Annotated in this window: 11 protein-coding genes and 1 pseudogene; 4 read left to right on the forward strand and 8 right to left on the reverse strand. The window is 48.2% G+C overall.

The annotated features are described in order from the left end of the window. Nucleotides 1-10: 10 nt before the first annotated feature. The 5 genes from ABH897_RS15720 to ABH897_RS15740 form a co-directional block, all read right to left on the reverse strand. Nucleotides 11-1,240 carry an MFS transporter gene (locus ABH897_RS15720; protein ID WP_283654603.1) on the reverse strand — a complete coding sequence of 410 codons (1,230 nt, stop codon included), beginning with the start codon at nt 1,238-1,240 and terminating at the stop codon, nt 11-13. A gap of 41 nt (nt 1,241-1,281) precedes the next feature. After that, the gene (locus tag ABH897_RS15725; protein WP_283654602.1) at nt 1,282-1,737 is read right to left on the reverse strand and encodes a MerR family transcriptional regulator; all 456 of its coding nucleotides are present in this window, start codon (nt 1,735-1,737) and stop codon (nt 1,282-1,284) included. Between the two features lie 359 nt (nt 1,738-2,096). Further along, nucleotides 2,097-2,198 (reverse strand): hypothetical protein, encoded by a 102-nt coding sequence (locus tag ABH897_RS15730; protein WP_014599460.1) that lies wholly within the window; start codon nt 2,196-2,198, stop codon nt 2,097-2,099. Nucleotides 2,199-2,310: 112 nt separating this feature from the next. Continuing rightward, entirely contained in the window at nt 2,311-2,898 is a 588-nt protein-coding gene (locus ABH897_RS15735; RefSeq protein ID WP_283654601.1) for a TetR/AcrR family transcriptional regulator, read from the reverse strand. 201 nt (nt 2,899-3,099) lie between these two features. After that, nucleotides 3,100-3,711 carry a pyridoxamine 5'-phosphate oxidase family protein gene (locus ABH897_RS15740; RefSeq protein WP_283654600.1) on the reverse strand — a complete coding sequence of 204 codons (612 nt, stop codon included), beginning with the start codon at nt 3,709-3,711 and terminating at the stop codon, nt 3,100-3,102. Nucleotides 3,712-3,826: 115 nt separating this feature from the next. On the opposite strand from ABH897_RS15740, the pseudogene pdxR reads away from it, so the two are divergent. Continuing rightward, nucleotides 3,827-5,330 (forward strand): annotated as a pseudogene (gene pdxR, locus ABH897_RS15745) (MocR-like pyridoxine biosynthesis transcription factor PdxR). A gap of 14 nt (nt 5,331-5,344) precedes the next feature. Here the strand turns inward: pdxR and ABH897_RS15750 are convergent. Both ABH897_RS15750 and ABH897_RS15755 read right to left on the reverse strand, forming a co-directional pair. Beyond that, nucleotides 5,345-5,950: a pentapeptide repeat-containing protein gene (locus tag ABH897_RS15750; RefSeq protein ID WP_283654598.1), complete on the reverse strand. Its 606-nt coding sequence runs from the start codon at nt 5,948-5,950 to the stop codon at nt 5,345-5,347. 11 nt (nt 5,951-5,961) lie between these two features. Next, on the reverse strand, nt 5,962-6,600 hold the full coding sequence (locus tag ABH897_RS15755; protein ID WP_134911259.1) for a pentapeptide repeat-containing protein: 639 nt from the start codon (nt 6,598-6,600) through the stop codon (nt 5,962-5,964). 398 nt (nt 6,601-6,998) lie between these two features. Between ABH897_RS15755 and ABH897_RS15760 the strand changes: the two genes are divergently transcribed. After that, on the forward strand, nt 6,999-10,298 hold the full coding sequence (locus tag ABH897_RS15760; protein WP_404592376.1) for a DUF5695 domain-containing protein: 3,300 nt from the start codon (nt 6,999-7,001) through the stop codon (nt 10,296-10,298). Nucleotides 10,299-10,494: 196 nt separating this feature from the next. Beyond that, nucleotides 10,495-12,054, forward strand: a complete 1,560-nt coding sequence (locus tag ABH897_RS15765) for an Ig domain-containing protein (RefSeq protein WP_283654595.1) — start codon at nt 10,495-10,497, stop codon at nt 12,052-12,054. A gap of 30 nt (nt 12,055-12,084) precedes the next feature. Here the strand turns inward: ABH897_RS15765 and ABH897_RS15770 are convergent, their stop codons facing one another. Next, the gene (locus tag ABH897_RS15770; RefSeq protein WP_283654594.1) at nt 12,085-13,131 is read right to left on the reverse strand and encodes a hypothetical protein; all 1,047 of its coding nucleotides are present in this window, start codon (nt 13,129-13,131) and stop codon (nt 12,085-12,087) included. Nucleotides 13,132-13,433: 302 nt separating this feature from the next. On the opposite strand from ABH897_RS15770, the gene ABH897_RS15775 reads away from it, so the two are divergent. Beyond that, nucleotides 13,434-14,807: a helix-turn-helix domain-containing protein gene (locus ABH897_RS15775; protein WP_283654593.1), complete on the forward strand. Its 1,374-nt coding sequence runs from the start codon at nt 13,434-13,436 to the stop codon at nt 14,805-14,807. The last annotated feature ends 202 nt before the right edge of the window (nt 14,808-15,009 follow it).

Consider the following 15,009-nt stretch of genomic DNA (forward strand, 5'->3'; position numbering starts at 1 on the left):
AAGTTCATTCTTAGTGAGCATCAATCTGTATATCCTGCATATGTCGACGACGTACGATCAGTACCACTACACCCAGCAGTACCATCAATGCGCCAAAATAAAATGGAGTTTCCGCCGTATACCACTCGGACAGCTTCCCTGCAAGCCACGGCGAGATTGCCCCACCCAAAAAACGCATAAAGCTGTAAGCCGCAGATGCCGTGGAGCGCTCCACCGGAGCTGCCTGCATCACAGCCGTTGTGATCAATGTATTGTTAATCCCCAGAAAAATACCAGCCACGATCACCGCAACAATGACGGTCTTCGGTGAGCCTGCGACTGTTCCTATCGCCATAACGCCTAAATCAATGGCAAACAGCGTCAGCATGACACTAATGGAAGATACCACGCTAAAGCGTGCTTGAATCTTCGGTGCTACAAACACCGAGGTAAAGGCCAGCATAATCCCCCAGCCGAAAAAGACATAGCCCAAACCGTGCTCGTCCAAATGCATCACATATGGAGAATACGCCATCAGCGTAAAAAATCCGAAGTTATACAACAAAGCCACAATGCCCAGCGTTAGCAGGGCCGGATAAGTGAGCGCTTTGAACGGATCAGCAATCGAACCGCGCTTTTTAGGCTTCGGAATCGAAGGCAGCATAAATGTAATGAACAAAAATCCCACCACCATCAGCGCAGCTACACCGAAGAACGGACCGCGCCAAGAAATGGAGCCTAGCTCACCGCCAAGCAGCGGGCCGACCGAAATCCCGAGACCCAGGGCCGCCTCATACAAAATAATGGCTTTGGCTGTTCCCGAAGTGGACAGACCAACAATGGCAGATAGCGCCGTAGCAATAAACAGAGCGTTCCCCAGACCCCAGCCTGCCCGGTAGCCCACAATCCCGCCAACCGTATCGGCTGTACCTCCCAACCCGGCAAACACAATAATCAACAATATCCCGGTCAGCAGCGTCCATTTGACACCCAATCGGCTGGACACTACGCCCGTAATCAGCATAGCTACGCCTGTCACCAGATTATAGCTGGTGAACAGCAGTGACACCTGACTCTTGGTGGCATGAAGCTGATCGGCGATGGCCGGAAGGATAGGATCGACTAATCCCAGTCCCATAAATGAAATAACGCAGGCAAAAGCAACCGCCCATACCGCCTTGGGCTGAGACAGCAAGCCTGCCTGTTTTTTTAACTCATCAGGTAACTTTAACTCATCAGGTAATGCGTGTTGTGAACTCATAGTAGGATGTAACCTCCATATCTAAATGTAAAATGATTCGCTTATGACGGGTCGCTGCCAAGCTCCTTATCAAGCAGAACCTTTCGTTCGCGAACCCTGACCCGCAGCTCCTCCAGCTCGGTCTGGAGCATACGAATGCTGTTGATTTTTCCCTCCATCAGCTCCAGTTGTTCGTTCAGTGTTACCTCCATATCCTCCAACATGGCCCGGCGCTCAACAGGATGCAGGATATCCGTTCGTTCACGATATTCCTCCCGCTGACCCTTGAGCATTTCCGCAGCGGACATGTAACGCTGAAGCTCTTGCAGGGAGAAACCAAGCACTTCCTTGGCACTCACAATTTTTTTCAGTAAATCCACATCCTCCTGCGTATACAGCCGCATATTCCCTTCGCTGCGCTGCGGGGAGGGCAACAGACCGATTTCCTCATAATAACGAATGGTTCGCTTGGTCAAACCGCATTGCTTGGCGACCTCATCAATTTTATACGTAACCATGACACCCACCTTATGAAAAAGTTTATATATAAATACTACGCCTATCTAACGTTAACGTCAACGTTAACTTTGGAGAAAAAAAAGAAACCGCTCCTATTAGAGACGGTTCCTGTTTTGACTTGCATGTTCATAGGCGCGAAGCATCGGCGCTCAAGCCCATGAAATATATAATTTAGATAAAAATAGTGCGAGTGATGATAACCAGCAAAATGAAGAGTACCAGAATAACACCAGTGGAAGTCCACATGCCGTAGCCACCACCGCCACAACCTCTGTCTACTTCACCCATCTCAAATTCCTCCTCCCTCCGTTGATTACAAATACATCGCCTGAATTCAATTCAGATTGTTAACAACGAGTTAGATAACGAATGCTTTAGAGATGATAACGAGCAAAATGAAAAGTACCAGAATCGCTCCTGTAGATGTGAAAGCTCCATAACCAGCGCCTACTCCAGACATACTGATTCCTCCCTTCATGGTTTACAAAAGCATCTTATGCGTATGTTGCCAACCATGATAGGTACAGATGCCGCGCCTCCCGCCCAAATGTAGGTCTTTCGCTTTGGTTCCGTTATCCTCCATGCGCCAGCATGCCGTGATACAGCAGGTTTCGCGTCTGCTTGGCAAGTACGGATGGACTTTCGCGTCCAGTCAGCAATTTGGTTAACGTCAACCGTTCAATCAAACCAACGACGCATTCCGCCGTCAGCTCCGGGTCCAATTCCTCACGGCAAGAACCCCATCGTTGTGCCGCAAGCAGATGCTTTTTAATATGACCTGCCATTTCTGCCTTGATACGCACCGAGTCCGACGCCTGGTAAAATCCGACACGGGTTATCGCCGAATTATTGGATAACATACGAAAAACGGATTCCAGAAACACTAGCCCCCGGCTCAAAATTTCAGCTTGGCTTTGATCCGGTTCCACCTTCATGCATTGGACCGTCTCATTCACCAACACTCGGAAGCTCTCAACAAGCTCCTCATACATTTGTTCCTTACTCTCAAAATGAATATAAAAATCCGGCTGCGTCAATCCCGCACGCGCCGCGATCGAACTTACCTTGGTCTGATAAAAACCGGTCTGAGCGAACTCCTCAGCCCCCGCCTCCAGTAACAACCGTCGACCTTCCCGACTTCTGACTCCTGCTCTCGTCACGGTCCTTGCCCCCTTACTCCACAAATCTATCGTATTATAAGGTTCCCTTGCGGTAAGAACAACGGGCTTGAGGATGATATATGCCTGTCCTTCCAAAGTCCTAATACAGAAGAAATGAAGGTTTTGAAAATATAAGGGCATCTCCCTTTAAGGTAGTATTAACCAATTAGACCGTGAGCAAGCAAGAATGATGACGCCGGATCAGTGGTGAGGACAATATTTGCGCATCATTTCAATGGTTGTCAGATCATCATCCCGCCCTCGGTTTTGCAAACCGTCGATAATCTGTTGACGTTCCTGCTCTTTAACATTCTGCCCGAATTTGAATTTGGCGGTCCACTCATCCGGTACAATCTTGATCAGCGCGACCCCTTTCAGACGTGAAGCATACCGGGGATCGCTGGCATCGATAGGTTCATAGCCGCCCTCCGGTTGCAGCTTACTCATAAAAATGGAAAAGGCAGATGCCTTTTCTTCCAGTTCCACTACCTGTTCCGCATGACCTCGCACGGTAATACTTTTAAAAAATGATGTCGCCGGACATGCCATATGTTCATCCGTAAAATAAGACGGGATGAGCGCATACTCTTTGGCAGCGGAAAAAGTAACCCGGTTGTCCTCCATCATCCGTTCCATCTTCTCTCCGGCACGGCTGCCATGAATATAAAAAACACCATTTCCATAAGCAAAATTCAAGGGTACAACCCGCGGGAACCCATCCTCGCTGTTCATACCCAGAAAACCGAAGCTGACCTCGCTCAGAAATAGCTCTATTTCCTCTTCTTCTGCCACCGTAAATTCTTTTCTTCTCATGGATCATGCTCCTTTCGTCTATTGACCAGCGATACATTTCAGATTATGTTGAAGATGGATCAATGAATAGATCCAATATGATCGAAAATGAGTAGTCCAATGGAAGGAGAAGGTTATGGATATTACGATTGCTTATCAGCGTGCTATTCAACTGTATCATCATAAATATTTGGCCTTGTATCATGCTCTTCGGGAAGGAATTCTGAACGGATCACTTGCCAGCGGTACGCGCCTGCCTTCAAGTCGTGATCTGGCTGTGATGTATGGAATTTCGCGGGGCAGTGTTGCAGAAGCCTACGATATGCTATTGGCAGAAGGGTATGTGGAAACCGCGGTAGGCAGAGGGACTTTTGTCATTGAACAAACCGCGTTGCTACCCAACACATCATCGATTGATAAGCAGACCCGGCAAGCACCTTCTGTTAAACAAACACCCCCAGCTCTGTCCACATGGACAACGGATTATGCAGATGGAAAGAGAGTCACGGCCGTCTTCTGCTTCTGGTGTAAATGAAGATGCGGCTCAACAACCCCTGATTTCTTTTCAGGCAGGAGAAGTGGTGTTGGAAGGCAATTCACTGACCGCATGGAAAAGCGCAACGGCTGCCGCTGGAAAAGACTTGCAAAAGCCTTCGTCTGCCTTGATGACAGCACCCGTGAATGGCGATGAATGGTTGCGTGAAGCGATTTGTCAGCATGTTGGAAGAACGCGGGGAATTATGGCCCACCCAGATCAAGTCGTATTATGCAGTGGCTCCATGGAAGTGATCACCTTATTATGCCAGTTGCTTATTAATGAGCAAGATCCCATCGTGCTGGAAAATCCCTGTTATCCCGGTATTCACCGTGCGGTTACCGCATCGGGCGGACAGGTGCAAGTTGCTGAGCTGGACCAACAAGGAATTATTCCGCAGGATTGGGATTCCAGATTACTATTTGTTACACCGGGACGACAGTTTCCAACCGGAGCTGTATTGCCATTAGCACGCCGTCAACATATTTTGCAATGGGCGGTGTCCAGAGGCGCGTGGATTATCGAAGATGATTATGACAGCGAATTCCGTTGGGCAGGACGACCGATTGAACCGCTGAAAGCACTGGATCGCGCGGATTGTGTCATCTATGTCGGTTCCTTTTCCAAAAGCATGTTCAGCAGTCTTCGACTGGGCTACGCTATTCTGCCCGCTGCACTGACTCAAGCGCTAACAGCCGCCAAACGGCTATATGACCCTCTGCCGCCTGCCCGTCTGGAACAGCGCGCACTGGCACGCTTTATGATACGCGGCGACTTTGTTCGCCATCTGCGCCGGATGACCCGGATGTACAGATCACGTTACGAGGTGTTCCAGCGCGAAATGCAGCAGTTGAGTAGACTGTTTCACTGGCATCAGACTGACTGCGGCCTGCATGCCTATGCGGTCTGGAAGCATGAGCCTGCTCAGTATCAGCAATTGATGCAGGCGGCCCGGTCTTTCGGAGTCACATGGCGTGATGCAGCCGATTACCAACTGACGCCAGGTCCCCCATCCGCCTGTTTTATTTTTGCCCATTTAACGGAACACCAAATGATTGAAGGCATTAACCGTCTGCGCCAGGCTTGGGATAGTATTAAAAAATGAGTGGAATCTTCGCCTCAATCGACCTTCGCACCATATGAACGTAAGAACGCCAACGCCTGGTCCCGATCCATCCGTGCACCTTTGACAACAAGTGCTTTAAAATCGACTCCATCCATAGTAGCACCACGTAAATCGGCTCCCTGTAGCTTGGCATGAGCTAAAATAGCTCTGGTCAGGTCGCAATCTCTGAGGTCTGCCTTCTGCAGATTGGCATCCGAGAGATCGGCTTCATAAAAGCGTACTCCTCTCAAATCCTGCTTTTCCAGCCGGGCCTGCCGCAAATTGGTATAAGACCAATCGCCCTGAACGAGCGTAATGCCGTCTATTTTTGCTTTTGAAAAGTCTGAGCCCGTCATTTTACAATTGCTAAATTTGGAGACGAACAGATTGGCTTCAATAAAGTTACAATTTATAAAAGCCGATTCAGTATGAATAGAACCGTTCAACAGTGCCCCTTGAAAATCACATTCGATAAAACGACATTCGCTGGTCATGATTTCCTCCAACGAACCGTTCGTAAAGGTACAACGTTCAAAGGTGCAACGAATAAGTTCACCATCCCTTAAATCTTTCCCGCTATAATCAATGCCCTCATATTGCTGCTCCTGATACTGAAACATAATGATCCCCCTTATTTAATCACTAGCCCTAACAGCCCCACAAAAGACGAAGCTTGATGTGGAGAGATCATGCACCCGTCCAGGTCTTCGATATCCACCTGTAGCCCATCAAATTCGCAATCGCTCAGATCAATCCCCTTGAGCTTGGACCCCGACAGCATGGCCTGATCCATATTGCAACGGGTAAAAAAGGTTTTTTGTAGCGTCAAATGATAAAGGTCGGAGCTTATCAATGAACAATCCTCAAAACCAACCTGCTTGAAATTGGCAAAGCGAAACATTGAATAATCCCCTAAGCAATCCAGAAAACGAACATTTTGGAGTCTGCTTCTGGAGAAGTCTGTTCCGAGAAGTTTGCAATTTCTAAACTCTACCCGGTGAATAAAGGAACCGGAAAAGTTAATATTAGACAGGTCGCATTTATCGAAAATAACATCTGTCCATTCACTTTCCGGCAATGACGATTCCATAATCGTAACATTTTTAAAAGTCATCTTCTCAAACGAAACCCTGGTAGCTTCCACATTATCCATGGTCATATCCTCTACAGACCCCGTGTTAAATTCATCCTTGGATCGTAAGGAGTACATTTCATCGGTTAATACAGGTAAGTCTGAAGGAATTTTCGGCAACTCTATCTTAATTTCCATAGCTATCTCCACCTTCTGAGTGCTTATTCCGACATATGTCTAGTTTATATGATGATGCACCGCAGTAACAATGGCTTTATACACGTACCTGTAAAATGAAAAAAGCCGCGCTACCCAGCGCGACACCTAAGCTTTCTACAATCAGGTAGCTCTTATTCTTCGTAGGTAATGATTTTGTTAACAAACCCCTTTAGCTCCTAACTGAGCAGATTGGTCTGATTCGAAATTTCACGAATGAAACCCGCCACCTAGCCACTATTACAATCTATCGTTCCTGTACCCTAATATACGAATCTATTTTCTATCAATCTCCACACATAGCGTAGCAAAAGCATTTCTGCCACATATATTAACGTTGTGAGTATACTCACGAACCTTTTTTTAAGGGGGTTGATAGCATGGCAGTACAGCTATCTAATAATATGTTCTCCATCTCGGTCGGAGATTACGGGGATATCTCTTCCTTACGTCTGGTAGGAGACACATTCAATACGAACTATGTCATGAACAGCTCCAACGCACCCAAACAAAATACGGCAGATCATCAGTGGCTTGGTGAACTCATGTTTACCTACCGTCTCGGTAACGGGGCGTGGACTCGGGCATGGACAAGCAACTCTGCGGATGCACGGACGATCACCTCATCCGGCAGTAGTGTTCAGGTATCGTATCAAAATTCGTCAAACAATCAGGGAATACGTAATTTTACATTAAATGAAACGTATTCGCTGGTTAACGATTACCTGCATTGGCAGATGAAAGTAACGAACACTTCCAATCAAACGCTGGAAATCGGAGATTGGGGGCTTCCGCTGCCGTTTAACGAGTATTGGTCCGGCGGCAATAACGAACAAATCTATGAAACAAGGGTACTTTCCCACTCCTTTGTAGGGCATAACAGCTCTTTTATTACCGCTGGACGGCCTAGCGGCATCGGGCCTTATCTACTGCTAGCCCCTGATTCCTCTACAGGCGCAAGTCTCGAATATCAGGACCATTGGAGAGTCGAGGAGCACCCGGGCAGCACGTGGGCTATGGAGCAAGGCGGCTGGTCCGAAGGACTAAATGTGTTCTATATCCACTCCAATGTCATCAAGAGCACCAACCGTGGCTATCTTTCCAACACCAGTCTGTCGCTGGCTCCAGGCGAAAGCAAAACGTATGCCTTTAAATTTTACAAGGTAGCGGACGAGCAGGCCGTGAAGGACAGGCTGTACAGCGAGGGACATGTGGATGTGACCGTGGTTCCGGGCATGATTTTCCCGACGAATCTCAAGGCTAAATTCGATCTGCATACCAGCAAATCCATTACCTCTGTCACAGCGCAATACCCGTCCGAAACGACCATCAGCTATCTGGAAACAGCCCCTACAAACCATAAAATATATGAACTTACACTGGGACGACTGGGGCACAACAATATTATCGTGAACTACGGTAACGGCGAAAAAACCGTTCTCCAATTCTATGCCATCGAGCCAGTCGATGCTGCACTTCAGCGCCACTCTACCTTCATGGTCAACAGCACCCAATGGAATATGCCGGGCGACCTGCGGGACAAGGTGTTTGACGACTGGATGATGCAATATAAGGCCAAGCGCAACAGCTTTGCAGGCTACTGGGGTTGGGGTGACGATTGGGGATTAACCCATGGCCAGTTCCTGGCTGAGAGAAACGTTCAGAAGCCCGTGGCATCCGAGATTAAAGCAGTCGATGATTATCTGGAGGTTGCCGTCTGGACAAATCTGATGGAAGGCCATCATACCGATTATCTGGTTCCCGATTTCCTGATGCCGCAGCCCAACACAACACCGACGTACCGGGGCTATGCCTATCCGCATATTTACAACACGTTTTTCAGCATGTATAAGCTCGCCAAGCTGTATCCGAACCTGATTAGCTACCGCAATAGCAAAAACACGTATTTGCTGCGCGCTTATCGTATTTTCAAGGCATTGTATGAAGGCCCTGTCGCCTACAACTGGAACACAGGGCTCATGGGTGAACTGACCACGCCGGATATCATTAAAGCGCTACAGGAAGAAGGCTTGACCACCGAGGCTAACGACTTGATCGCCAAAATGGCTACCAAGTACAACAATTTCAAAAACACCACCTATCCCTACGGCTCCGAGTATAACTATGACAATACAGGTGAGGAAGCGGTATATACGCTCGCCAAAATGAACAGCAATACGACGATGATGAGTAAAATCAACGCCAAAACACGCGCCGCACGCGGACATATGCCTGTGTGGTACTACTACGCCGATCCGGTCACGATTACCGGGGAAAATTGGTGGAACTTCCAGTACACCACCTCGCTGGCAGGCTACGCGATGGATGACTGGACACGCCGTTATTCATCCAAGCCCGAAGTGGATCAACGCTTGTCCTATGCCGCTAAGCTCGCTAACATCGGGGCGATTAACTCGGGACAGATCAACTCCGATCCAGCCAATATCGGCGCGGTATCGTGGACGTATCAGGCGGGAAAGGGCAATTACGGTGCTCTTGGTCTGGACGGCGGTCCGCTCTTCAACGGCTGGCGCGGCATGTCCGGGGAAGCGGATTTGGGGCTGTTCGGAGCAATTAAAGTTCTAAGCTCGGACATTGCTGTCGATCCCATTTTCGGCTTGTATGGCTATGGCTGTGACGTTACAGAAAGCGGTAACAACTATACGATCACTCCCAAGGACGGTGTATTCCAGCGGCTGCATCTGATCTCCCAAAAGCTGAGTCTGGAACTGAATCGGGACCAATACACCTCGGCTATCGTGGCCAAATCCAAAAATAACGTCCGTCTGACGCTGAAAAATACAACAACGGGCACAGCCCACTCCACCATCCTGACCTTGACCGGACTGGCCGCAGGTACGTATGACGTGCTCGTAGACGGAACGAAAACCGGCTCCGTCACAGCTGTTAACGGCTCATCGGCTACGGTCAGACTGAATATCGGTACGGCGGCCTCCTACGATATCCGTATTCAGACAGGCTCAGGTAATCCGACTCCAGCCGGAGACGTTGTAGCCCAATATGATTTTAATGAAACAAGCGGATCTACCGCAGCCGATTTGTCAGGCAATGGGCAGCAGGCTAATGTGAACGGCGGCTCGTGGGGCGTTGGACGGAACGGCAATGCTCTGCTCTTAAACGGAACAGCCACCTATGCCAGCCTGCCAGGTGGTCTGGTCAGCAGCGTTAACGATTTTACGATTGCGGCCTGGGTACGGGTGAACACCCATAACGGCTGGGCCCGCCTGTTTGATTTTGGGGCAGGCACGGATCGGTATATGTTTTTGGCACCCAAGGCCGAAGGGACAGGTATGCGCTTTGCCATCACCGTCTCGGGTAACGGGGAGGAACAGCAGTTAAATGCCCCGGAACTGGCGACAGGGGTCTGGAAACATGTGGCCGTGACACTGTCGGACAACACGGGAATTATGTATGTAGACGGTATAGAAGCGACGCGAAATACGAACATGACGTTAAAGCCGTCCAGCCTTGGGCTGACGGACCGGAACTATATTGGAAAATCCCAGTTTGATGATCCTTATCTGAACGGGGCAGTAGATGAGCTGATCATCTACAACAGAGCGCTGACAGCTCAGGAGATTCGCAGCTTGGCCTCGGTAAGCAACGCTGTTGCAGACCCTAAAATGGTATCCAGTTCGTATGCTGAAGGAGCAGATTAAGCGGATGTAATTATTTTATACCATTAACTTTTTAAGTTGTGAATGATTCGTGCCGTGAATGATTTGTATCGTGAATCATTCAAGCTATGAATGGTTTTATGCCCTATTCATTTGAGTAAAAAAGGCGGGCGGCTCACGTGGAAGCCTTGTTGCTGCCCGTTTTAGAGGCCGTCCGGCTTATGAGGAGGATTCCGCCATGTGTAAAGAACATGCAAGACCACCCCTGTCGGCAAGTGTTGACTGTGATTCATGCGGTACTGCTTCTGCTTCGATAAATGAGGCTCTCCTTGAAACAGAAACCGCACAAGTCTCGGGTTCCGCCGTATCCCCGCAAGCAATTGGCAGCGATGCCGAGGTGATTGACCGCTTCGGACGGATTATTAACTGGTACGGCGTTGAACTGGTGGATTGGCAAGGCTATATCGCCAATCCGTTCATCAACCTGACCGTGAAGCCCCCTGCCAGTGCGGCGTATCCGATCAGCATCACGCTTAAGGCGCAGGGAACGTCCCGGCTTATGATGAATCTGCCCAGTACGTTATCTGCCACTGGCGCTACGAAGGTGCTAAATTTTAACAATGCATCCGAGAGAAAGGATTTTAAGCTGGAGGTTGCACCTGACCGCAACGGTGGCCCGGACGAGATTGAGCACTATACGTTGTATCTCACCATTGCAGACAGCGCGGGGGCCACACGGACCCATACCATTCCGATCCGGGTATGGGATCAGGACGATAATCAGGATACCAAATTCCCATTGGTGTTCGATTATCGCTACGATACGGTCAATCACTATTTTGACGATCCAGGTACTCGTAAGGCGGCCGAACAGGCGATTAAGGACTGGTTCTACTTCTTCGATGTCCAGCCGTTCGATACTGTTCCCGCTGGAGCTGAACGCAACTATATTCCCAACAACGACTGGAACGGGCATACGATTGGCACGAATAACGCCCCTTATAATGGAGAATGGATTTTCCTGCGCGGTATCGACGGCCCTTATTCGACTGGATGGCCTGGTAACAGTGGTTATTACCACACGAAAAACGGCGTCCGCGTTCCTGGTCCCATTCATCGTTCGTTGGGAACCGCACTGGATTTTTATCCAGATGCTCAGGTATTCACCTCGCTGAATGACGACGACTGGTACAAAACCGATCTGACTCAGGTGACAGACGTATATGGCCTCATTATGCACGAGTTCGGCCATGCCGTCGCCTTCAGTGATTCATGGGTGGGAATGAATACTTACCACAGTAGCGGCGGTGCCGACTCCGTCGTTGAAGCGTACCAAGGCGTCCGGGTTCCGCTAGATGGAAGCTATCACATCCCGGCGGATCGGCAATACTGGGACCGTCTCAGCGGACAAAGCGCAGGCTGGGTGGCAGAATTCCCGGTACGCCGCTGGATGCTGAACAAGCTGACGCTGCTCATAGCCGAGAAAGCAGGCTGGAAGCTGAACCGCAAGCTGACACCTTTCCTCGAACCGGAAATCGTCACAGCCTCCTTGCCCAAAGCCGTCAAAGGACAAAGCTACAGCCAACAACTGACAGCCAAGGGTGGGGTCCCCTTCTACGACTGGACACTGAAAAGCGGCAATCTGCCTACCGGGCTGACACTCGACCGCTTTACCGGAACGATCAGCGGTACTGTATCCGCCAGCCAGTCGCAAAACAGCTACACCTTTACGATCGAGCTTCGGGATTATGATGAGTTGGCGAAGCCGTTCACACGCAGCTTTACGATTGGCTTGTAAGCAAGCGACTATGATTTCACTTGCGGGGTATTAGCTCTGTTTAATCCGCGTTGTTCTTGGCTTCAAACGTGCCAATTCCTCGCTGGTGAGCTGTCTTGTATAAGAGCGTGGGGATGATCCTGTATCTACTCTGCGCACCTTGCCTGCCCCTACGGGGCGGGCTACCCGTGTGTTAAACGCCTGCATGAACCACTGTACCGGGAAAGCAATGGACAGACGACCGTCTGCCGTGCCTGCAAAATTGACCGCAGCCGCATAATTATCCGACTGTCTGAGCCAGACAGAGCCGGAATCCCCTGGCAGCGATACAGGGGTAGTGCCTCTAATAACAGTCTGATCCTGGAAGGTCAGCAGCCCCAAGCTTCCACCGTAATTAATTTGCAGATCCGTGTAGACGGACTCTACCGTACCATTCACCAATCCGGTCGTGCGCCCCACCTTTTTGAATTTTTCTCCTACACGATAAGCGGTCACATGACCCGGGACAACTCCTATCGTAGCGTAACGCGGATTAAGCGAGCTGTTGCGGGTCGGCAAGGAAAGCGCCGCATCAATGAAATTGGTTCCTGTTGGGTTCAGGCGTATATAACGATACAACCGCCCTATACGATCTCGGGTATCCGTCCCCCCATCGGCTCCGCCTGGCTGAAGCGTAGCCCCCCGATTGTCAGTATTGGAGGGATTGAGTACATGGTTATTGCTGAAAAGATAACGTGTAGCCGGCGCTCCAGTTGGGGCAACGATCAGCCCGGTCGTACCGGAGCCTTCAATCGTTCCGACACTGTAGCCGGCGATGACCGGGCGTATACGCGTCATGTAGTCCGTAGCATGGGCTTTCATCTTTCCAGACTTTACAATCCGGACAGGAACGCTCGTTTGCTTGCCTAGTGCTGTGGCCGACAGAAGTCCGGTAGAGGCCGTGGCCAGCCGATCTGTGTACACAATGACAGCGGCCCCCCTTTTGGGACGAGCAGGGTCCCTATACCCTACGCCGATGCCGTGGACACCGGACATTTTTAAGACTCGCTTGGCCATCCGCTTTTTCACTTGAAGGGCGGCCGAGAAGGTAGCCAACATAATCATCCCCTTTGACATTCAGATGAAATATTGTATGGCTGTGGCCGCTCCGCGTTCCATTTGATCTTACGATCGCTGTTGCAGATTCAAATGGACCGATGCACTACCAAACGCCGTAAGATTAGTTGAATTCGAAAAATCCCAAAAATTATTATGTATATATAAAGTAAACCATTGAAAGGTATACAAAAATATCCCAAAAGATGGTATACTCATTTCCGAAACTGACATTTTACCATTTGATTTTGATGTTCTTATTTTAAAATGATTGATATCCTATTTATTTAAAGGGGTGGTTTATTTTGTCCAATACAACCACGATACTCACAGAACTGATGAAGTACATGAAAGAAAAAAAATTAGGTGTTAGCGATTTAGCCAGGGCATGCAATATGAATCCCGGCACAATTAGCGGCTTCGTCAATGGAAATCGCAAGCTCTCAGTCTACCAATTGGATCGAATCACAGAAACAATGGGACACCCTATTGGTTATTATTATGAGCACTATATTTCTGAGTACTTGGCCGATGCCGACCCCAACTGGCGAAGAATGAGTCCTTTTTTGGAAAGTTGTGCAAAATTGAATAAATTGGATTGTATTCAGCAAGTCGTGAATATGTTATTGGATAAGTTGGGCTATGCTACTCCATTATTTGAACTGGCTGAGAAACTATTTGAAGACGGTTTGTATGAGGCAGCGGCTATACTTTATGAAAACGTGGCTCTAAGTGAGAATAAGCAGCACTCGGAGCGCTTGGCTCTATGTCAGTACCGTCTGTTTCAGAGCAGGCAAGGGGATAACCAAGAAAAAAACTATGAAGCAGCCGTGCAGTTTGGAACCTACGTTGATCGTTTAGACGAACTAGATCAGCTAGATGGGCTAAAAGCTTTAGCGAATACATATCGTTCGTTGCGTAAATGGGACAAAGTAGAATTATTCGCTAAAGCTTTGGGAGAAAAGGCTGAGATTCAATACAAATTGAGCAAACAGCAACATCGAGCAAAAAAAGAAAATTCAAAGGAGCCAAGCTTCCCTTTGTTTGCTTACTGGGCTTTCTCACATTTACTTCGAATGCAAGCCTGTGGCGAAAGAAGAGATTACGAACAGGCATTTTATCATATTAAAAAGTATGCTAATTTAAGCTGGGTAACGGATACGGATGAAGAAACCTTGAAATGGAAAAAGAATTATGAGGATTGGGCAGTAGTAAATATGTATGTAAATAAGCTTCTTTCGGGCGACAGGAACGTGCTTCCCGATTATGTAGCTTATATTTCTTCAAGAAAAGATGAGGTTCTTCCCGCGCTTGATAACATCCTTGAGGCTGCTAACCGATATCATTTTGATGTAGATGATATTCTAAAGCAATTCGAAGCAGATATTTCATCTTATCTGGAGCAACAAAAAGTTGAAAGTTTTTATACTCAACGATTCATAACAGAACGCTTTATACATTTTTCCAAGGAATTATCAGCCTATTATTTGACCAAAGGAAAATTTACTGATGGCTTCAAATTTTTATTTAGTTGTTTGGAAAAATCTACATTAATCAATAATAAATCGCATATAATTAAATGTATGAGCCTGTTTGAGTCTTATCATGATTATGCGTCATCTGATACAAAGAAAGCCTACAAAAATATCATTAATGAGGTGGATAAAGATGAAGTGTAAAATACTGTTAACCTTTTTAGTAACCAGCTTTATGTTAGTAGCGATAGTAACTGTTCCCTTACAACTTCAAGATAAAGGGTCCAGCTATCAACCGACATACCACGGCGAAATGTAACCCATTTTAGATGAAGTGAATTAAGGGACGTACTCTTAGAGTACGTCTTTTCTCTTTGGAATATATAGAACATGTACCAAACATTTA

Source organism: Paenibacillus sp. RC73, from assembly GCF_044908085.1.
In the GTDB taxonomy this organism is placed as follows: Bacteria; Bacillota; Bacilli; order Paenibacillales; family Paenibacillaceae; genus Paenibacillus; species Paenibacillus terrae_A.